This is a genomic window from Lewinella sp. LCG006, assembly GCF_040784935.1.
In the GTDB taxonomy this organism is placed as follows: domain Bacteria; phylum Bacteroidota; class Bacteroidia; order Chitinophagales; family Saprospiraceae; genus Lewinella.
Map to the genome: position 1 here is coordinate 118362 of NZ_CP160680.1, position 21430 is coordinate 139791.

The window sequence follows — 21430 nt, forward strand, 5'->3', positions numbered from 1 at the left end:
TCAGTGTCCTTTAGGGACTGAATTTGTAAATATGCTGACCTGAACATCGTGTTCAACTGCATCATCTCTCAGCGTAATCATCTTATCTGTTTGAACCACTCCATCATCGGTTACCATCATTTCTCCTGGGCTGTTTTTTTGTGTAGTCACAATATGATAGACCGAGTTCTTATAGCGATAATGTACGGTGAAGGATTTCCACTCTTGAGGAATACATGGAACGAGTTTCAGTTTGTCTCCCTCTTGTTGCAAACCAAGAAGAGATGCTGTAATCAGCCGGTACATCCAACCGGCAGAACCTGTGTACCATGTCCACCCGCCACGTCCAGCATGTGGTGCGCGGGCATACACATCTGCTGCTATTACGTAAGGTTCCACTTTGTAAACTGAAATTTCTTCGGAAGTTTTCCCATGGTTCACAGGATTGATCATATTCAATAATTCCCACACTCGTTTAGTATCACCAAGTTTTGCAAAAGCCATCGCCAACCATACCGCAGCATGTGTGTATTGCCCACCATTCTCTCTTACTCCGGGTACATATCCTTTAATGTATCCAGGGTTTAAATCTGATTTGTCGAATGGTGGTTCTAACAACTGAATGATTCCTATATCCTTTTGTACCAGATTTTTGTAAGCTGATTCCATGGCGGTATGTACGCGCTTCTCATTTCCTGCTCCTGATAAAACAGACCAGCTTTGCGCGATGGAATCAATTTTACATTCTTCATTATTGGAAGATCCTAATGTAGCCCCCTCATCAAACCAGGCACGTTTATACCACGCTCCATCCCAGGCGTGCTTATCAATATTTTCCTTTAATTGCTGCGCTTGTTTTTTACATTCGTCAGCAAATACGGAATCGTTACGTAAAGAAGCAACCGTTTCGAATCGGGTTAAAATATCATAAAGAAAAAATGCCATCCATACACTTTCTCCTTTTCCTTTATTGCCCACTTTATCAAAACCATCGTTCCAATCACCGGTACCAATTAAGGGTAAGCCACGTATACCATAATTGAATCCATGTTCGAGTGCTTTTACACAGTGGTCATAAAGGTTAGCAGTGGTAGCGGATTTAACAGGTGTGCCATAATAGGACTCCTCTCCGGCGTTTAATTGCCTGCCCTCAATGAAAGTTGCTGGTTCATCGAGCACACCATCATCTTCGGTATGCAAAATATAAAGCGTTGTTGCAAATGGTAACCAGAGAAAATCATCTGAGCAACGTGTACGAACACCATTTCCAGTTGGCGGATGCCACCAATGTTGTACATCTCCTTCTGTAAACTGCCGCGAAGCGCAAAGTAAAATTTGTTCACGTGCAAGTTGTGGTTTTGCGTGAAGAAGTGACAATACATCCTGCAACTGATCTCTGAATCCAAAAGCGCCTCCTGATTGATAAAATCCGCTCCGGCCCCAGAGTCGAGAAGAAAGTGTTTGATAGGTGAGCCAGCCGTTCGTAATCATATTGAGGGCTGCATCCGGCGTTTCCACCTGCAATGCTCCAAGCGTATGCTTCCAGTATTCTTTTACTTTTTTTAATGAATCAAATGCAGTAGTACTTCCTCTGAATTGCTTTGCGATTGAACTGGCATCAAGCGCATTTTTTCCTGCTCCAAGACGAAAAATAATTTCTATTTCTTCGCCATCAGCCAGATCAAAGGGAACCTGGATTGCCGCGCATGGATCTAATGCAAGTCCGATCTTTCCGGAAAGTTTTTTCCTGGACATGGCATCAGGATGCTGCAAGGTACCGTTGCGGCCAATAAATTCAGCACGATCAGCCGTAAACGATTTTTTAAAATTATCAACATCGAAAAATGCAACACGATCATTAAATTCGGCATTGTAAGGATTTTTTGCAAAGAGTGCTCCACTATCAGGATCAATTTCGGTGTGAATGTGCATGATTGTTTTCGATCTGTTATTATCCAGCACCCATTCTATAAATCCGGTAGCCGATAGCTGACGTGGCCTTCCCGATTGATTACGAATTTTTAAAACGTTGAATTTAACGGCAGCTTCCAAATCAACATGCACAGTCATTTCGGAAAAGATTCCATCTTCGATATGTTCGAACACACTGTATCCAAATCCATGGCGAGTGATGTATGGCGTTTGACCTCCTGATGGAAGAAGTGTAGCAGACCAGAAATGTCCGTTTTCATAATCGCGAATGTAAAATGCTTCTCCACCTTTGTCACAAACAGGGTCGTTTTTCCATGGTGTGAGGCGCAATTCATGCGCGTTCTCCGTCCATGTATAAGCCGTTCCGCTTTCTGAAATAACGGTTCCGAAATTTGGATTCGCAATTACATTTACCCAAGGAGCAGGGGTTTTATTTTTGTCATCAACAACAATAACATATTCGTTTCCGTCAGCAGAGAAACCTCCCGTACCATTATAAAAGATTAAATTCTTTGGCCGTTCAATTGGTGTTAGCGCTTTAGTTGTTTGTATTGGTGTGATATACGGAATGATTACGCCTGGAATCTGTGTGCGTTTAATCTGTTCTGATAATGTTCCGTCACTATCAGAAATATTAATACGTGCTACAGTTTGAAACAGGATTCGATCCTCCTTGGATATCTGATCGGAAGCTCTGACAAAAACGCCTCCTGAACGATCTTTGTATTCGGCAGGAATGAGTGCTTCAATTTCATTTTGAAAATCCTGCCTATACACATTTTGCTCTTCGTTCCATATTACCAAATCAACAGCGAGCCCTTTTAGTCGCCAATAAGCATGTGCCTGTACAAGTTGTTTTACCAATTGTATGTTATCCTGATCTTCAATTTTCAAAAGCACTATAGGTAAGTCTCCTGAAATGGAATAGCCCCACAATCCTGACTGCCCGCGATGATTGCTGATAAGTATGGCAGGGTCTGCACGAAATGCGGAATTAATAAATAGAATGGGACTGGCAAGATGACCGAACAATTGTGCATCTCTTTCCGACGCATTAATTTGTCTTAGTACGACCTGGCTATGCGTCCATGCTAATTGAAACACACGATTCTGATGATGCTTATCCTGGTATTTATCGATTAAACTTTGGCACACTTCCTTGGTTTCACCAATCCCTGTAATCATTTCAATCGTAACGGCTTCTTCGGGTTCAAGCGTTATTTTATATCGTATCGAAACAATTGGATCTAACACCGATCCTTGATTTCCGGCAAGCGGCCCCGGTTTGTTCATCACTTGTGGGTTCACGGTTGTATTTCCGCGACCAATGAATTCCATCCGGTTTGTTTCATAGGATATTTGTTCAGCAGTTTTCCCTTTCATCGTCATCAGATGGAACATCCATGGTGGCTTCTCTTCGGCTGATCGGGATCTGCGTGTACAAATAATGGCATGTTGAGGTGCGAGAATCTCTGTTTGGACAAAAAGATTGCTAAATGCGGGCTGCATTAAATCTGAAGCAGCAGGTGCGAGCACTACTTCGGAATAACTTGTAAGCTCAATAGTCTTGCGAATAGAAGAACGGTTTGCGATGCAAACTCTTCTCATCTCTATATCATCTTCGGGTGATACTACAATTTCAGTATGTGTTTCTATTTCGTTGTTGGTAGCATGAAAGTCAACACGACCTTGTGAAAATGCGGCTTCATATTTATTGCTTTTTTGCAGCGTTGGCTGATGAGTATTGGACCAAAACTTCCCGCTCTCTACATCGCGTATATAACAGAATGTCCCCCAATTGTCGCAAGTTCCATCCTCTCGCCAGCGGCTGACCGCCAGATTTTTCCAACGGCTGTAGCCTCCTCCTGCATTTGTTACCATTACGTGGTATCTGCCATTTGACAATAATTGTACAGCAGGTAAAGGCGTATTTGGCGTATTGAATACCCTTGTTTCGGCTCCAACCTCCACAGAATTGCTTTCCGCAATATCGGTGGTGTGTGCATAAAAAGCGGTTGCTTTTGGAACACGTTCCTGCAATAATAAAAGCGCTGACTTAAATTGTGGTTCGGCCTCAAATAGCTTTTGCATGGGCTTGTCAAGCAATAGATATGCTAATGCCAATAAGCTCATACCCTGGTGATGGGCCATGAATGAATAAACAGTAGCACTTGATTGTCCACGTTGCAAGCGCGATGGTGTATAATCTATGGCTTCATAAAATCCATGTTGACCTTCAAATCCCTTTTCGGAAAGAAATTCCAGATTTTTATATGCTTCTTGCGGATCCACCATCAGGGCAAGAACAGATGCATAAGGGGTAATCACGGTATCCTCTTCAAGTCCGCGTTTCAATCCCAGCCCGGGAACGCCAAATGCACGATATTGATAATGAGAATGAGCGTTGATCATATTGAAACCAGACTCAGATATTCCCCAAGGCACCCCTTTTTGTTTAACACCGTTAATCTGGCATTTAATGACCGATTTATAGGTTTGGTCAAGTAGTGTATTTTCATAAGTCGGCATTACCAAAAGCGGCATCAGGTATTCAAACATGGAACCACTCCATGATAAAAGTATTGTTTCACCATCTACCATTGTCAGTAAACGTCCCAATGCAAACCAGCTTTCAACAGGTAGTTTTCCTTGCGCAATACCCGTAAAAACAACAAACCTTGCTTCGGATGCCAGCAAATCATAAAAACTTGTATCTGTGCGATTTTCCTGCACATTGTAACCAATGGTAAACAGATTACTTGATTTATCATACAGGAAATCCCATTCCATTTCTGATAACCTATTGCATTGTTGGGCAAGATTTTCGACGGAATCAATTCGAGCTTCAACTAGACGTATTGACTCCGCTAATGCAGTTTTAAATAATCCGAGCCATTCTCTTTCATTATCGGAATTGCGCTCATGTTGCTGACGATTCACTTCAAGCTGTAATTCCTTTATCGCATTTAATAATTCAAACAATGTTGCATCCGCACTCAGGGAAAAATAAGTTGTAAACTTAGCAGGAACGGTAGATAACAAATCCCAGGGTATAAATAAGCTAATATCTTCATTCAGATGCACTAACTGTTCATTCAATGTTTGCTTCCACCAATAGGTTTCGGTCTTTGAATCCTTGTTCAGGTTTTCAAAAACAGACAAGAAGCTTTTTGTCAACTTTTCAATGTGAAATTTCGTATCACGATGTGTACTTAAATCAGCTCCACATGCTGCTTCTAAATCAATATTAAACGGGGTCAGTAATTCACGGTCTTTTTCTTCCAATGTGTCGGCAAGAACATGTAACGTATCCCGGAGCCCTTCAAATAATTTTGGGCCTGCTATTTTTTGATGAGGAATAGCAAGCAACCCCTGTTTCAATATTAGCAAATACCCAGCAAGGTTTCCGCTGTCAACTGTTGAAATATATTTTGGAAATAATGGATTCAACGATTGCGTATCATACCAATTGTAGAAATGCCCTCTGTGCCGCTCCATTTTATTCATCGTGCTTATCGTCTTTGTTGTTTGTTCAATAAGCTGTGAAGTTGTTAGGTAACCAAACTCGCAGGCAGATAAATTGGCAAGCAATGAAAGTCCAATATTGGTAGGAGATGTACGATGTGCTATCAGCTCAAGGGGTTGTTCCTGAAAATTATCTGGCGGCAACCAATTATCGTCAGCTTCTACAAACTTTTCGAAGTAGCTGTAGGTCTTTCGAGCAAGTTTTCTTAGAAAAATATTTTGCTCATTGGTTAGTAAGGAAACTTTTTTCGCTATTGGTTTACTTAACCACCATGTAGCATAAGGAGTAATGCACCAAAGAAACAAGATAGGACTCGCTACGCTTAACTTTAATGGAGAATAAATAAACAGGTAGAGAAGTACTACCAAAGAAAGAACCGGTTCAATCCACATAGAAGAATAGGAATCGAACAGATTTGTTTTAATACTTTTTTCTTCATTATCAGATGGATCCCATTCTAACATTTTTTTCCTGGAAATCGACATTCTCCATAGTGTTTGTATGATTGCTGTCGAATTAGAAAATGCTTCGTAAGGAAGACAGATAAGTTTAAATAAAGTCTTTCTGAAAATATCAGCAATGTTGTGGATAGAATTTTCAAAGTGGTGACTTAAGGTGACTTCTCTCGGCTTATTGATCGTATCCCAAACGGAAGAAATGATAGTCGGGAGTATGATCATCACGGAAACCGTGATTGTCCAGAACAAAGTAGATGGCAATACCATCCAACCCATTAACAAAAACAAGGTAAGAGCAAGAGGAACTAAACTTCGTCTAAGGTTATCAAATATTTTCCATCGTGATAAAACTGAAAGAGGATTTTTATGCCAGCGTCTTTTCACATCAGGAACCATAGGTAGAAATCTGGAAAAAATCTGCCAATCTCCACGAATCCATCGTGAAAACCTTTTCCTATCGGCTCGATAGCTGGTCGGATATTTTTCAAACAATTGCACATCGCTCAACAATCCAGACCGTATATAGCAACCTTCAAGGAGGTCGTGACTTAGAATGGTATTTTCTGAAAATCTTCCTTCAAGAACTTTTTTAAAAATGTCCACTTCGTAAATTCCTTTGCCGATAAAAGAACCTTCCCCAAATAAATCCTGATACACATCGGATGATGCAAGTGTGTAAGGATCAATGCCTGGCTCATTCCCATGCATTTGTGTATATAACGAACTGGTTGTTTCTGGTAAACTGACCGTTACTCTTGGTTGAAGAATGCCGTACCCTTTGGTTACACGTTTCTTTTTCTCATCATACCATGGATGATTCGAAGGATGAGCCATCGTTCCTATTAACTTCCAAGCTGAGCCAAGCGGCAGTTGTGTATCTGCATCGAGGGTTATCACATACTTTATTTGTGGGAAAATGGATTGGTCACCTATGATGAGTGAAAATCTTTCATTTAAGCTCCCACGCAATAATGAATTAAGTTCAGTTATTTTTCCGCGTTTTCTCTCATAACCCATCCACGTATTTTCCTGTAAATTCCAATACCTCGGACGATGGAAAAGAAAAAATAAATCATTTTTTTCTCTACCGTATTTTTTATTGAGTTCTTCAATACCACGTTTTGCTAAATCAATAAGAGACTTGTCTCCGGGAAGTGTTTCCTCCGCAGCATCCGTAAAATCTGTCAGTAAACCAAAATGCAAATTGTCGTTTCTGTTTGCCAGAAACCGGACTTCCAATGCCTCAACTAAATTTTCAATTGCCTTTTCATTAGTGAGCATTACAGGGATTACAACCAATGTGCGGAACTCAGAGGGGATTTTTTTAGAGAAATCCATTCTTGGCAGCAGATTCGGTTTAACCAACAAAGAAGAAAAAAAGTTAACAACCGATATGGCAAGCTGACTTGCAAATAGCAACGAAAGCACCGCAATTGAAAAAAGCAGCCAGTTATTTTGTGTATCCCTATATGCTCTTAATAAAATACCTGCAGTGATCGCACATGTGATTAACAAGATAGCACCTAAATAAATTTTAAGCGTATGTTTTCTCAATCCGTACCTGACCCTTTCAAAAGCCGACACAGGCATTTTAGCCCGTTTTTTGGTTTGCCTGACTCCATCCCCTATGAGGTAATATCCAACATGTAATGTGCGATCATCATTAATATTTTCTAGTGCATTTTCATGCATTAGCTGTATGGCTATGCGGGCAACTTCATGCTCTGTTATTTTGCTTTTCTTTGCAATACGCTCCACCACATGACGGTATCTGTCGCGCGTTGAGAAATCCATTGAGCCATAAATTCCATTGTTATCTTCACGAAGCGTTTTCTCAACAATGCTATGTGCTTCGACAAATTCGCGCCAATCCATTGCACCCAGCAAACGAAGACTGCCGATACTATTGTTCATGGAAACCTGGTCGGCAGCTTCCTTTTGATTTTCTGCGTGAACCAATTCAAGGCTCGTCAATCCGATTGCTGACAATTGCCTTTCTATCCAGTTAAGCGCCACAGCCAAGTCAGGACCTTTGCCTCTCAATTGCCGGATTAATTCAGAAACATAAGCACTTGTCAAAGGCGGATTTGACCGTGCCATGTCGGCAATAACCAATATCAGATTTTTGGGATCCGTTTCAACCGTTTCAATCATCTTCTTTCCCCAATAATCAGCAAGGCTTTTATCCACTCTTTCAATAGCGATCCTGATTGATACGCGCCTGAGGTTCTCGATCAGCGCAAGGCGAAGCATTATAGGTATTGCCCACAGTTCACCTAATTGCAAATTGGTAACGGTTTGATATGCGTTCACAAAACTGCTCAGGCTCTCCATGTCCATTCTTCCATCGCTGTGAGAAATAATCTGGATGACTATGTCATAGATGCGTGCTAATCCTTCGGATTCATTGTTTGAGAGTTGAGGCAAATCTTCGCTGTACCCTTTTGGAAAATGTTTTTTTGCAATGCGTATATGTTCTTCAACAAGATAAAAATTGTCTATCAGCCATTCGGCAGCGGGCGAAATCTGATCTTTTCTTTTAATTGAATCGGTTATAAGCTTGCGCACGCTGTGCAGAATGATTTCATTATTTGCAAGCCGTCCGAGTAAATGATCCTTTGCCGGTTTCTTGCTTATCTTATGGCTTCCCGCGAGGGTTTTTCCTAAGCGTTCCATCTGATCAGAACTGAATAACTGCGCCCTCAATGGTTCCTCTTGTGAGTAACGTTGATTAGCGTTATTACTTTGAAACAAATCCCTCATATTGGATATGAGTTCATCTGCTTTAGGTATCAATTTCATACGGACTGCCCTTTTAGTTTTTTTTATTCATTAATTAGATATTATTTGACATAATTTAATCTTTAGACAGAACAAAATCGAAGCTGACGGTTATTTCGTCTCCAACTTTTATGGCTCCAAGGAACATGACAGGGGGCTCCATATTGAAGTCTGTCATCTTTATCGTTTTGGAAACGGTTAATTGCAAGTCTCCATTAGGCAGTTCTTTTCCAATAGCCAAAAGAGAAACCGCCTTGCTGGTACCAGCCATGGTAAGATTACCGGTAGTACCTATGCTTACAGCGTGAGTATCATTTATATTTACAACGGCATTGCTGAAGGGAAAAATAATAGAAGGATACTTGTCTGAATTAAAAGCTTCGTAGGTTTTATCATCCATCTTATCCCCTTCTTCACTCTTAATGCCAGTCACTTTAATTTTAATTTCAGCATCTTTAATCGAAGACAGCACATTGTCTTCCATCTGAAAGGAACCCTTGCCTTCCATTACCGTCACTTTTGACACCCAATCATGTAAAGTGGACGTACCACTGATGGTTGCATTTACAGATTTCAGGGAAAAGTCAGCAGCGGTCAATTTTGACTGTATTTCAGTAGTTACTGCCTTAAGTATCTCAGGAGCCGCTGCTTCCAGCTCTTGAGTAGTAACGTCTTCCAGTTGTTCAACAATAGTTGGGATGGGCTTTTCCGTGGTGGTTATTTTGGGAACGGTAACAGCAACGCTCGGCTTTTCAGTGATTATTGCCTTAGGTTTGTTAGTAGTCATTGCAGGCTTATCAATACGGGCTACCTTAGGCTTACTAGCCATCTCTTTAGGCTTATCAACCATCATTTCAGGCTGGTCTACAGCTATTAGTCCCGAATCTACCTTTACTTCAGCAGTGATCACTGACATGGAAGTATCCAGTTGGCTAGTCACCTGTGCTTCATCATTTTCAGGCGCACTGCATTGCATGAATGCAACAGAGATGACCATCAGCGACGCGACAAGTGACAGGGAATATTTAGTCATTGTTTTATTAATTAGATTGTTCATTTATTCAGTAAAGATGATCCTATTCATTTTCAATACATTACACATCCGCTGCAAAGACTTACATGTATCACACATTTTAAATTTAACATTCAAAAAAGCCCCCAGTAAAGTACTGGAGGCAGTGCATCAAATGGTATTCTAGACTTAAAATTTCCAGACAATAAAGCGGTTTGGGCTAAGGCCGAGATTGTTTTAAAGCAAAAGAAGTAATAGCAGTACAATAACGATAATGGCCCCTACCGAGAGATAAACACCTTGATTTAGAGCTTTAAGCTCGCGTTTTATTTCACGTACTTCCTTGCGCAATGCCCTCTTCTGAGTACCAATCATTTCCGACTTGCTCATTGTGTTTATTTCGTCTAATCGGTTGAGTAGAACTTCAGCAGGTGTGGCGCTAACGGGAGGATTAATGGGGATAGCACTAGGAGGCCTTACCGATGCAGCATACACCGTAGGAGGAAAAAATGACAAGATCAAGAGCGCCGTCATTATAGGCAATATTAACTTTTTCATTGGAATACTTTTTTTGAATTACTTTTTCTGTGAACCACCACTTTTACCTCCAGATTTTGGTGTAAAAGCGTCGATGGCTGGCTCCTTTTTCTGACCTTCCGCTTTATAATCAGAGACAATTTTCTTCTTGCCGGTAGCTTTTTCTTTTTTCTTGTTTTTATTTCCTTTGTCCTTGCTCATTTTTTTGTTTTTGTCCATGCCATGTAGGGGGGCTGTCCGTATTGCTACAGCCCACCAAGCGGTGGAAATTTTAAATTTTTAATCGAAAAAAGGGAAAAAGCAAAATTGGCGTAAAAAAAATTTTACGCCAATTTGCGTAAATTAGATTCCCTAAAAAGGTTAAAAAACCTGCTTATTAAAAACAAGAGGAAAACCTTGTTAATTAATATATTAAATATACAAATGTTAATAGGGAAAGGTGTTATACAATTCATGGGAACTGTTACATAAATCACACATTCAGGACAGGTACAACCAGGCTATTGAGCAAAGACATCCTACTTGTTCGCTAATAGGGTTTTGAATCAGCCACTTACCTAATTCCTGGCGTTGACTTTTTTTTGCAAGACCTGTCGGGCAGTATACAAGCGGCTTTTTACTGTACCAATGGGTAGGTTTAAAGCCTGTCCAATCTCTTTGTATTGGTACCCTTGGTGATGCATTAAAAAGGGAACTGAGTATTTGTCGTCTACCTCATCCAACATGCCATAGATTTCCTGAATTCTAATGTTTACTTCACCTTGATTGGCCAGTGTACTCTTGCTTTCCGTATAGAGAAGAGACCTTTCAAAAGATATTTTAACCAAGCCTCTTCTTTTATTTTCCCGAAAATTATTGATAAAAGTGTTGCGGATAATCGTTGCCATCCAAGCTCGAAAATTGGTACCCATTACAAAATGGGAGCAGTAATGAAAGGCGCGCATAGTTCCATCTTGAAAAAGGTCCTGCGCATCCTGGTAATCTTTGGTCAATTTCAAAGCGAAAGCAAAAAGGATTGATCTTTTGTTAATCAATTCAACATTAAACTCTTGATGTGTCATTTTATATTTAAGTTTAATTAATCAATCTTCATAACCGCTTTTTATTACGGTAAGTACCATCTTGAACCTTCCATTTGGTCTAATAAAATTTGCCTTGTGAGCAGGTATTACGATGGACTCCCCCGTCTGCAGCATATGTGACTTGCCGGCAATCACAATTTCTGCCTTGCCTTCAATAATCTGAGCGAAGGAATCAAAGGGCGTTATCTTTTCAGTCAGGCCTTCCCCTCCATCAAAAGACATCACGCTAATATTCCCTGTCGACTTTTTAAGGATCGTTTTTATGACTACTGCATTAGGAATGTATTCAATGATCTCTACGGTGATATTTACTTTGGATTTTTCCAGTTCAGCTTCGTCCATGGTTCTCTCTTTGTTTAGAAAAATAAAGGTCGCCCAATTTCAACCTCGAACCATTATATAATTAAACCCCATAATTACATAATTCACAGATGAGCACCGCCGAACAACACCTCCTTTCGTAACTATCTGAATATCAACATACTTTCCAAAAAGTACGTACCTCACAAAATAGTAAGTAATCAACAAACAACAGGGTCCAGCTCGTTCTTTGGGTATTGTTATTTCTTTAAAAAAAACCTGAAATGAAATATTATAAGACGATGCTTACGCTGCTTTTGATGGCAGTAATGAGTCAGTTTGCCGCCGCACAGCACAATGCGGGTCACAATGGTAAAATATTGATGATTGCGTCCAACCCCGCCGTTAGTGAGCAAACGGGTTGGCCCATTGGGGCCTGGTATTCGGAGGTCGCCCACCCACTTTGGGCATTTACCGAGGCTGGATATACGATGGACATTGCCAGCCCCGAAGGAGGAGAAGTAAAGTTTGATGCTTTCAGCGACCCCGAAGACGAAAGCCAATATGCTGCTTTTGACTACTTGTCACTAGGTTTCAAAAAAGACCCTGTAAGGCAAGAACAGATTAAGCATACGCTAAAATTGTCGGACGTGAACCCCGACGAGTACAAAGCCATCTTTGTTTGTGGAGGACAGGGGCCGATGTACACCTTTATCAACAATGAGGAACTACATCAATTCTTTGTAGATTTTTACCAAACCGGAAAACCAACGGCAGCCATTTGTCACGGCACGAGTATTTTACTCAAAACAAAACTGCCGAACGGAAAGCTGTTGGTCGAAGGAAAAAAGTGGACGGGTTTCGCTTCTTCCGAAGAACAATATGCCGACAACTACGTAGGGATGCAAATCCAACCCTTCCGCATCGAAGACGAAGCCCGAAAAATAGCCAACACTACCTTTGTGGTTGCTCCTCCTTTTGAGGCTTTTGCCGTAAAAGACGGCAACCTGATCACCGGACAACAGCAAAATAGTGGTGCTGCCGCCGCTGAATTGGTATTGGAAGAACTCCACAAGCAAAGGAAAAACTATCCTACTTATGTATTGGTGCACGGCGCCTGGGCCGACGAAAGTGCCTGGGGTTTTGTGAGAAACCAACTGGCCGTCCAGGCCAATGTAGTGGTGGTAAACCTACCCGCACACGGCGTGGAGCTCACCCCGGCCAATCAAGTAGCACTCAGTGATTACGTAAAAACAGTTACCGATGCGATTCAGCAGCAAGCAGGAAAAGTCATCCTGGTGGGGCATAGCATGGCAGGCATGGTCGTCTCTCAGGTAGCGGAAAATATTCCCAACAAGATCGACAAGTTGATCTATGTTGCTGCCTACTTGCCGCAAAATGGAGAAGACCTCCTGACGCTTTCCAGCCAGGACAAGCAGAGTGAAGTAGGAGGAGCTCTGGAGTTCAACGCAGACTACTCTGCTGCCACGATAAAAAAAGAGATGATCGCTCCGGCAGTTTGTGCTGATTGTCCGGATTACATGAAAGAGGTATTGGTAAAATACCACAAAGCAGAACCCGCCAAGCCGCTCAGCGAAAAGGTAAGCTTGACGCAGCAAAACTTCGGGAGCGTACCGAAATATTACATCCATACCACCCAGGACCATGCGGTTGGCTACGAATTGCAAAAGCAGATGGTCAAAGCCAACGGCACCATCCAAAAGACTTTTGAGATGAATACCTCCCATTTGCCTTTTGTGGTTCAACCACAGGAGTTTTTAACGATCATTACGACGATCAAATAAATTACTATTTTTTGCTGTACTGGACTTTCAGCAAAATGCCTAAAGTCGTAAAGAGACGAGTGGCAATAATCACAAATCTTGATATACCCGGCACTAAGTGGTTTGGGAATATTATCGCAACGTCATTTTTTGCTCTGCCAAGGCGAAAAACGTAGGCGAAGCCTAAGCTTCGGCGAGGCTTTTTAACGCAGTCAGAGCAAAAAAGGACAAGTGAGAATGTCCCAGACCACTTAGTAACGGGTATAGAACACGGATCTAACGGATCTGACCGATTTACACGGCTTTTAAAACTGTAAAAATTCGCTTCGCGTCTACTTCGTGGTCTGTTTTATCCATTAAACTCCGAGGAGCTTGCGAAGATCAGCGAAGCTAATCTGTGTTCTATCAAGATTATCTCCATTGGGGGGCCTAGTCTTAAGCTGCTAACATTCCAAAAGCAGTTACGCCTGTAGCCTAAAATACAGTAAAGGTCCTCTCTTATTCTCAACCACCTACGATTCAATCATAAAAGATGAGAAAAACCTATCTCGTTAGTATTTTCCTATTAACCAGCCTGCTTGCTTTTGCTCAGATCAATGAAAGCGACACGGTTGGCTTCCAGCTTCAACTACGCTCGGGAGGTTCCTATCAAACCGGAAATGTAGAACTTCTCCGGGTGACCAACCAGTTGGATGTATCCACAAGAATATCCAGCGATCTGGTTTTTAAAACGCAGAATAATTACTTCTACCAAAGATTTTTTGGCAACAAAGCAGATGAAGATTTGGCGAGCAGCAACTACCTGTACCTCCAACCGGAGAACATCCTCTATCCTTATGCCATAAGTTTTATCTCGACGAATTTCCGAAGAGACCTTGACCTGCGAACGTTTACCGGGCTCGGGCTGACCTATCAGTTACTACAAAAAACAGCTCAAACCGTCAAACTCTCGGCCAATGTGCTTTACGAGCAATCGACCTATCGTAGCCAAGTTTTCAATTATCAGGAATTTGATGGCTCGGAGCACATTAAGGCTTTTTGGAGCACGCTTTATCTCCGTGGCTTTCATCCATTAAAGGAAGCTGCCCTCAAGCTCACCTACGAACTCTATTGGCAACAGTCGCTAGCCGACAGGGTGAATTACCGCTATCATCTCCTGGCTGGCTTGGACCTTAGCGTACGGAAGGGGTTTTCCATCCAGTCGAGGATCATCTACGCTTACGAAAACCTAGTGACGACGCGGGTCAAACAAAAGGATTTGTTGTGGACCTGGGGATTGGCTTATCAGTTTAAATCAAAGTGATTGGGCGAGTAGCTTTATGGTTTTGTTGGGCTTTGGGGCATTTTTGTTAGTGGGATACTTTTTTTATTTGCTATTTTTCGCGGCTATAACGGTTAGTGTATGGTGCAACTCCAGCTCTTTGTTGTTTACAGGTCTGTATTATATTGTTGTCTCTTCATTCATCTTATTGCAAATCTTTGTTGAGCAAATTCAAAATATTTTCTATTCTCTGTATTTGTAATGTCGGCCATTTGTTTTTCGACAAAATCTAAAATCTCCTTCTTCTCATCGTTTGTTAATTCTATTCTTCCACTTGCCAATGACGTATCAAAACTTTGACTTGCTCCCTGTAAATAATTGAGCAAGTATTTTGTCTTTCCCCTGTTTAGTATTTCTTGAGCAAACAAATGATAGCTTCTATAAACTCCCCAAGTTTCTTTCGAACTTTTTGACAATTCTTGATATAGGTCTAAAATCAAACTATCTGGTACGATTGAAAAATCTTTTATCACATATTCACAAACTTTCATTCTGAAGTCCATATTAGGGTCTTTCAGATCGTCTCCGTGTTTTCCATTCCAGTCGAATTTTATCTTATTAAAATCCAAGTCTGAATATTCCTTTATGAACTTTTGGATTTCCATTCATTTAATTGGTTATAACGTCTCGGTGCCGCGCAATGCCCGCCTTCACCAACGTCGCTAGATGGTTTTAACGTGACCAATTTAGGGCTTTTTACTCGAAGAATCAACGTTATGGCGGCATTGCGGCATTGACGCGTTAGCATTGTTAGCTGTCGGATTTTTCATATAAAAATTATTCGATTATTGATTGTATTTTCATAAATGCATTTTTAAGAATCTCAATATTCTCAATTTCTTCTTTAGTCAAATCAAAAGCAATTTCGGACGCAATTTCTGGTTTACCTATATTTCTTTTACATAAGGTACTAATTAATCTTCTCAAGTCCTTTGAAAATTTAACACTATTCCTAATAGATTCAAAATCATTTATTGTCCATTCACTTTCATCGTCTTTCACGAATGCTCTAGTGCAGGTATTTTTTAATTGTATATTTGTAAAAACATCTTCAAACTCTTTAGCCCCAATAAAAAAACAATGATTTTCTAAAAAATCATCATCAAATCCAACCTCTCGTAATTTTGATAATGTTACTTGGTTTTTTGAATTCGGAAACTGAGTATCCTTGTCAAGTAGAAGGATCGTACAATCTTTTTTATTTTTATGAAGAAACTTTAGTGCGTTACTCCATTGGCCATTTGTCTGAAGGTTTATCAGTACGATACCATCTTCTATTAGATCTTTTTTAGTAAAAGTTTTATACAAAATAGGTATAGCATTTTGCTCACTCTCACCTTCAACAAGAAGGAAGCATTTTTCATAAAAAATGCTACTATTTTTGATTCCGCTAATTTCAGAAATCTTAGATAAAAATTGTCTGATGTCTTCGCTTTCATCAGTATCCAAATATAAGATTCTTGATTTTTCTTCTACTTCATTTCTTAAAACATGATTAATATTGTTAGCAGGGGCCCTATCAATCATAGTTAATGAGTGAGTACAAATAATAGATTGAATATTCAAAGATTCATCTTCTGCTAAATCTCGAATTACATAGAACATCTTTCGTTGAGCGTCATAGTGAAGATTAGAATCAGGCTCGTCATATCCTCGGATTAAAAACCTATTCGAGTCAGCTGTTGCATTTATTTCAGCATCCCATTCAAGTATAGATAGAAAAATTTTCTTTTTCGAGCCTTCTCCTATTTGAGAAATAGATTTCTCTTTGCCCGAAGCATCAATAATGTTTAATCCAAAGAAAGAGAGTCCTCTTGAAAAATCAATATTGTAATTTCCTTTAATTATATCTATTTCAGGCTTGTACTTTTTAATATGCCCTAGTAATTGATTTTCTAATTTATTGTCTAAATCTGAGGTTATATTTCTTTTCAAGCCTTGAAAACTCTCTTTAAGCACCTCATTCCCGTCTTCATCTTTTTCATAGAATGAATTTCTGTATACAATTTCTAAAGTTTTTCTAATAATACCTTCTGGATTTCCATAATCGCTTGACGAGAATCGTTGAAATATTGGCAGGTGATTAACAATACTATTGTATCTAATTTCTTGCCAAATTCTAGTTTTTGGTAACTCATGACGTTTTAGATAATCCTCGACAGCACCTTTTCTTTCAGCTTGATTTGATTTTCTATCAATTCCATATCGTTCTAATAGAGCTTTAAGTTCAGGCGCGTTTAAATCATTGTAATTATTAAGCTCATTATCTGAGTATACTTCTAGATAACAGAAATACTTTGACGATTCTGATTTCGGTATAATTCGCCTAATTTTTAATTCCCCATCCAAAATAAATTTAGAAATATCTACATTTTCACTAGATGGTGTTAAAGTCAATTCAATTTGAATAGCATCAGCATCATCTCTAAAGTCTTCATCTCCTGGATTTTTATTGTTCAAAATAATTTCAATCGCATCAAAAATAGTTGACTTACCTGCATCATTTTCGCCTATAAAAACCGTGAGATTATGAAATGGAATTTCTCCCGAATCTTCATAACACTTCAGGCCTTTGATGGATAATTTTTTCAGCTTCATTTTTACGAAAATTTCCCCCAATCTCTTTTAACGAACCAATTTGGGCTCCAAGTTATATAGTCGGCTGGATCAAAATGTTCCGTTAATACTTCTAAATTCACAACTTGTTCAGGATGTATAGAAAGTGTATGTTTTCCATCAGGGCTTTCCAAGTCATAAGTATGGTATCTATCAGGGTTATCCTTTAGATTTCTTCTAGAAGGTCCATAATCAAAAGGGATACAAACCCTTGAAATTCTACCCTTAGACTTCGAATCAAAGGTGATTTTCACTTTTCTTTTGTCATGTATTGCCTGAATAAATGCTTCCTTTATCATAGTAAAATTTAATTAAGTTATAGAAATCTTACGTTTTTAGCAGCGTAAAAGTTCCATGAAAAGCTTTTTTTCATCCACTCATTATGCGAAACTCAAATACATCAGTATTACACAATACTTAAATTTCTGCTTTGATTAACATCTGACAGCTAACTCAAAGGCCTGTCTGCGCCCTCACCTCCCAAAGCTCTTCACCATCCTATCTCTAGCGCAGACAGGTCAGTCGACGACGGCCAAATCCTTTGGCAACGAGCCGTTGGACCTGCCTTAAGACATTTACCACCCCTGATAGAGGTTATCGATAACGACTGTAGTGGAAAAGCGCATTTTGTTTGTTTTGCTTATCGAACTAAATTTAGGCTTTTTTCGGTTATTCTACTCCAAAAATAAATCAGCAATGCCCTTAAAAGTCTACTGAAATTCAAAATTCTCTCTTCCAAGTGTCGCCCAAGCCCAGGCAAGTACCATTGAATACCCATAAGAGCGTGCATATTGGCGGGGTTAGTCACAAGGGAGCCTCAACGCATGACCTCGCTATGCTCCGTCAGGCTTTAAGGCTTTTTTGTTCAGGCAGGTTTACCCTATTTCTTTTGGTTTAAAAGTACATGAATACTTAAGCAATTTCATTTGCAACTTGTGAGACGCCGACTGTTACTAAATCTCTAAGGTAGGCATCAATATTTTTTCTTAAGTTGTCAGGTGTAGCATCTAATGAGATAGTGTAGGGTTCAATCGGTATCGGCATTAAAGAATATGTTTCATCTTCATATCCAGATTGCCCTTGAACACGTTTTTTATGTTCTAAAAAACCTCCAATGGCTAGAATTGAGTCATCATAACTGTAGTGGTGAAGAGTTATTATCAAACTGTATTCTACATCTTCTCCTAGCTTAAACTGAAACTTAAACCACCCTCTGGGCAAACTCCTGTTAAAAAAATAATCGTGCTGATTTGCATACTCAATAATTTGCTTAGTATAATAATAGTTTTTTTCCTTGTCAGGATAAACACTTTCGACGTAAATCTTTGCCTTATCTTTTGGGATAACCTCAAAAAGTTCGTTCTTAATCTCTCCAATTAATTGATAACACATATCAAAAATGGCAACTCTATTATCTGACAGCTGCTGTTGTCGTTCTTGTTCATTTTGTTCCCTTAGAGTGTCAATCTTTCCTGACAGAGCCTTTGCTGCGTCCAGTAAACTTGTAGTTGGCTTTGACTTGTAATTAAATACTCCCTCAATACTTTTCTTTTGTAGTTCACTGAAAAACTCTACTAACAACTTGGGATTACCATTATCGGCCGCTTCTAACGCATCTATATAGCGAGGTTTATCTTCTCTTTTTATCGTTAAAGGAAAAAGGCCGTGCTTAATAAGAATAACACTTGCAAGAAGCCGTGCAACTCTTCCATTTCCATCTTGGAAAGGATGTATTTGTGTAAAAGCATGATGCAACCAAGCAGAAATTATCACTGGATGAACCTCACTTTCGACTAATTCATTATAAATTTCAAGTAGTTTATCGATTTCCACATCAACTTGTACAGGAGGGCAATACTTAAAAACGGAACCATCATCCCTCTTGGGATTATTAGGAAATTCCTTAAACTTACCACTTATAAGTTTTACTTGGACATTATTTCCAAATTGATCAATTGCTTCAGTTGTTTCTTGGTTTTGAGTAAGCAACTGATGCAATTGCTTTATAAAGGATTTAGATAATGGTCTCTCGTTTTTTACAAGGTCAAAAATAAAGTCAATAGCCTCAAAATGATCCTTAAGGTAGGCAAATAGCTTTCGAGGAGAAATATTTGTGTCTCCATGTTGTAGGTAAGACTCGACAAAACCTTCCTTAATAAAAGTTTGAGTAATTCCTTCACTTAAATCATATAATTTTTCTACAACGCCAGTTTCAATCGCATGTTGCCGTTTGAGACGGCTTAAAAATTCTTCATAGTCGCTATTACCTTCTTGTAAAGTATTTCTCTTTCTATACCAAGTTGGTAAAATGTCATCTAATTTTGATGTATCTGCCTCTAACCAATTTTCACTAAAAGATATTGGCTTCCAAATTTCAATTTCCTTGCTATCAACTGAATCCATCTTTTCTTTCTTAGATTTTAAAATCTTTCTAGTTCTGTCCCTTTTAGACTTTCTACTTCGCAATTTACCATAAGATTTTCTAAATATTTTTCCTCGCTTTGTTTTTTTATCTCCTTTCCCCATTAAAATAGTTTATAAAGTTATCTTACTTGCTTGCAACTTACTTATATGCGATCACCCCCCCCCCAATTCTGACGTACTTTTACAAACCCATCAATTTCGGATACTAAGCCCCACCTACTTACCTTTACCCTAATCGCCACTGCTTATCCTCTTTTTAAAAACGCCATTTTGCCGTGTGGGCCTGGCGAGGCAGTAAGTCCAGTAGCAGGCAGAGACTGCTTGCAGTCTGGAAAAAGGTGCCGGTATTTTGAATGATAAGCAGTATTCAACTCCGGAAAACAGCAAAATAGTGGATTCAAATTTGGCTGAGCCAGCGCGTTGGTCAACCTTGGTGTACAAGTATAGCGTATTATGGTGAATAGGGCAAGTGAATGGTACACCTAAGAGCATGTTTGGAGCTTGCTTACACCGAAAACCAAGCATTTAGCAACCTGGCTAAATCATTGATTTTCAAAAGTAATCCGCTCCAAACATGCTCTAAACATTACCGCTTGTGTACCATTCGAAATCTAACCTAGCCCAATTGTACATTAAACAGATAGCCCACCAGGGCCGTCAGCCCCATCGCGATGGTTCCCCAAAAGGTAATTCTGATAATGGCTTTGCTGATGCTCGACCCTCCAGTTTTAGCCGCCAAGGCTCCTAAAACGATCAGGAAGAAGAGGGCGAATCCGTAGAGTGCATACTCCATGTTTTTCATCGGCAAAAAGAGGGTCACCAGGAATGGCAACAGTCCACCAGCAGTGAAGGCCGCTCCGGAGGCAAAAGCCGCCTGAATGGGTTTAGCCTGGCTGATTTCGTTGATCCCCAGTTCATCTCTGATGTGGGCTGCCAGGGCATCTTTTTCCGTCAGCTCTTTCGCAACGATCAGGGCGGTTTCTTTTTTCAGGCCTCTTTTTTCGTAGATGGCTGCCAGCAGTTGCAGTTCAATTTCCGGCGTCTCTTCCAGCTCAATCTTTTCTCGTTCTATATCTGCGCTCTCTACATCCGTTTGGGAACTCACCGAAACGTACTCCCCCGCCGCCATCGATAAAGCTCCCGCAACCAAACCAGCCAGGGTAGCTAGCACAATGGGCTCCCTAACATCACTCGCCGCCGCTACCCCAATGGCGAGGCTCGCCGTGGACAAGATGCCATCGTTTGCGCCAAGCACTGCGGCTCTCAGCCAATTGCTACGGTGGATGTAGTGGCTGTCGAGGTAGTTGTCTATATTTTTTTCTGCCATGACTTGCTATTTGAATCCCAAATAATTCAATTGTTCTCTTGCTTAAGACTGTTCATAAAACTTATCGATTTCGACATCACTAGCTGCAAAGCTTTCACCCGAAATTTCTTTTATTGTACGCTTAACAAAAGCGTAATTTTTCTTGGTGAACAATAATTCTCGATCTTCCTATTTGGCTATCGAAAAATCATCTAGCTGGGAAAAATTTTCCGCATCTGCTTTTATATTTTTCAGATAAGAAAAGTCAATAAATTCATTATTCATAGTCTCTTCGTAATTGAAGCTACCGAAAAGCCTAAGTACAATAGAAACACCTACATAGGCTGTATTATCTTTTCTATTGACTCTCAT

14 protein-coding genes are annotated in these 21430 nt (G+C 40.0%); 2 read left to right on the forward strand and 12 right to left on the reverse strand.

Annotated elements, in window-relative coordinates:
* The 6 genes from AB0L18_RS00405 to AB0L18_RS00430 form a co-directional block, all read right to left on the reverse strand.
* Window positions 1-8697: a glucoamylase family protein gene (locus AB0L18_RS00405; RefSeq protein ID WP_367390609.1), complete on the reverse strand. Its 8697-nt coding sequence runs from the start codon at window positions 8695-8697 to the stop codon at window positions 1-3.
* A gap of 55 nt (window positions 8698-8752) precedes the next feature.
* Entirely contained in the window at window positions 8753-9709 is a 957-nt protein-coding gene (locus AB0L18_RS00410) for a YceI family protein (protein ID WP_367390610.1), read from the reverse strand.
* Window positions 9710-9925: 216 nt separating this feature from the next.
* A complete protein-coding gene (locus AB0L18_RS00415) occupies window positions 9926-10246 on the reverse strand; it encodes a hypothetical protein (RefSeq protein ID WP_367390611.1) in 321 nt (106 codons plus the stop codon).
* An 18-nt stretch (window positions 10247-10264) separates the two neighbouring features.
* Entirely contained in the window at window positions 10265-10426 is a 162-nt protein-coding gene (locus AB0L18_RS00420) for a hypothetical protein (RefSeq protein ID WP_367390612.1), read from the reverse strand.
* A 356-nt stretch (window positions 10427-10782) separates the two neighbouring features.
* Complete coding sequence (locus AB0L18_RS00425) at window positions 10783-11286, reverse strand: RNA polymerase sigma factor (RefSeq protein WP_367390613.1); 504 nt, start codon at window positions 11284-11286, stop codon at window positions 10783-10785.
* A 21-nt stretch (window positions 11287-11307) separates the two neighbouring features.
* On the reverse strand, window positions 11308-11649 hold the full coding sequence (locus AB0L18_RS00430; protein ID WP_367390614.1) for a cupin domain-containing protein: 342 nt from the start codon (window positions 11647-11649) through the stop codon (window positions 11308-11310).
* A gap of 242 nt (window positions 11650-11891) precedes the next feature.
* Between AB0L18_RS00430 and AB0L18_RS00435 the strand changes: the two genes are divergently transcribed.
* Both AB0L18_RS00435 and AB0L18_RS00440 read left to right on the forward strand, forming a co-directional pair.
* Window positions 11892-13412, forward strand: coding sequence for an alpha/beta fold hydrolase (locus AB0L18_RS00435; protein WP_367390615.1), 1521 nt, complete (start codon window positions 11892-11894; stop codon window positions 13410-13412).
* 511 nt (window positions 13413-13923) lie between these two features.
* Complete coding sequence (locus tag AB0L18_RS00440) at window positions 13924-14694, forward strand: DUF481 domain-containing protein (protein ID WP_367390616.1); 771 nt, start codon at window positions 13924-13926, stop codon at window positions 14692-14694.
* A gap of 158 nt (window positions 14695-14852) precedes the next feature.
* Here the strand turns inward: AB0L18_RS00440 and AB0L18_RS00445 are convergent, their stop codons facing one another.
* The 6 genes from AB0L18_RS00445 to AB0L18_RS00470 form a co-directional block, all read right to left on the reverse strand.
* Entirely contained in the window at window positions 14853-15317 is a 465-nt protein-coding gene (locus tag AB0L18_RS00445) for a hypothetical protein (protein WP_367390617.1), read from the reverse strand.
* A gap of 172 nt (window positions 15318-15489) precedes the next feature.
* Complete coding sequence (locus AB0L18_RS00450) at window positions 15490-17310, reverse strand: ATP-dependent endonuclease (RefSeq protein ID WP_367390618.1); 1821 nt, start codon at window positions 17308-17310, stop codon at window positions 15490-15492.
* A gap of 2 nt (window positions 17311-17312) precedes the next feature.
* Window positions 17313-17627, reverse strand: coding sequence for a hypothetical protein (locus tag AB0L18_RS00455; protein WP_367390619.1), 315 nt, complete (start codon window positions 17625-17627; stop codon window positions 17313-17315).
* 613 nt (window positions 17628-18240) lie between these two features.
* The gene (locus AB0L18_RS00460) at window positions 18241-19854 is read right to left on the reverse strand and encodes a 30S ribosomal protein THX (protein WP_367390620.1); all 1614 of its coding nucleotides are present in this window, start codon (window positions 19852-19854) and stop codon (window positions 18241-18243) included.
* 514 nt (window positions 19855-20368) lie between these two features.
* Window positions 20369-21079, reverse strand: coding sequence for a VIT family protein (locus AB0L18_RS00465; RefSeq protein ID WP_367390621.1), 711 nt, complete (start codon window positions 21077-21079; stop codon window positions 20369-20371).
* A gap of 168 nt (window positions 21080-21247) precedes the next feature.
* Window positions 21248-21430, reverse strand: a complete 183-nt coding sequence (locus AB0L18_RS00470) for a hypothetical protein (RefSeq protein ID WP_367390622.1) — start codon at window positions 21428-21430, stop codon at window positions 21248-21250.

Excerpts from the sequence above, each read along its gene's own strand:
- AB0L18_RS00435 (WP_367390615.1), top strand. The coding sequence starts at position 11,892 with ATGAAATATTATAAGACGATGCTTACGCTGCTTTTGATGGCAGTAATG.
- AB0L18_RS00470 (WP_367390622.1), bottom strand. The coding sequence starts at position 21,430 with ATGAGAGTCAATAGAAAAGATAATACAGCCTATGTAGGTGTTTCTATT.
- AB0L18_RS00455 (WP_367390619.1), bottom strand. The coding sequence starts at position 17,627 with ATGATAAAGGAAGCATTTATTCAGGCAATACATGACAAAAGAAAAGTG.
- AB0L18_RS00415 (WP_367390611.1), bottom strand. The coding sequence starts at position 10,246 with ATGAAAAAGTTAATATTGCCTATAATGACGGCGCTCTTGATCTTGTCA.
- AB0L18_RS00425 (WP_367390613.1), bottom strand. The coding sequence starts at position 11,286 with ATGACACATCAAGAGTTTAATGTTGAATTGATTAACAAAAGATCAATC.
- AB0L18_RS00460 (WP_367390620.1), bottom strand. The coding sequence starts at position 19,854 with ATGGGGAAAGGAGATAAAAAAACAAAGCGAGGAAAAATATTTAGAAAA.
- AB0L18_RS00405 (WP_367390609.1), bottom strand. The coding sequence starts at position 8,697 with ATGAAATTGATACCTAAAGCAGATGAACTCATATCCAATATGAGGGAT.
- AB0L18_RS00450 (WP_367390618.1), bottom strand. The coding sequence starts at position 17,310 with ATGAAGCTGAAAAAATTATCCATCAAAGGCCTGAAGTGTTATGAAGAT.
- AB0L18_RS00445 (WP_367390617.1), bottom strand. The coding sequence starts at position 15,317 with ATGGAAATCCAAAAGTTCATAAAGGAATATTCAGACTTGGATTTTAAT.
- AB0L18_RS00410 (WP_367390610.1), bottom strand. The coding sequence starts at position 9,709 with ATGACTAAATATTCCCTGTCACTTGTCGCGTCGCTGATGGTCATCTCT.
- AB0L18_RS00420 (WP_367390612.1), bottom strand. The coding sequence starts at position 10,426 with ATGAGCAAGGACAAAGGAAATAAAAACAAGAAAAAAGAAAAAGCTACC.
- AB0L18_RS00440 (WP_367390616.1), top strand. The coding sequence starts at position 13,924 with ATGAGAAAAACCTATCTCGTTAGTATTTTCCTATTAACCAGCCTGCTT.
- AB0L18_RS00465 (WP_367390621.1), bottom strand. The coding sequence starts at position 21,079 with ATGGCAGAAAAAAATATAGACAACTACCTCGACAGCCACTACATCCAC.
- AB0L18_RS00430 (WP_367390614.1), bottom strand. The coding sequence starts at position 11,649 with ATGGACGAAGCTGAACTGGAAAAATCCAAAGTAAATATCACCGTAGAG.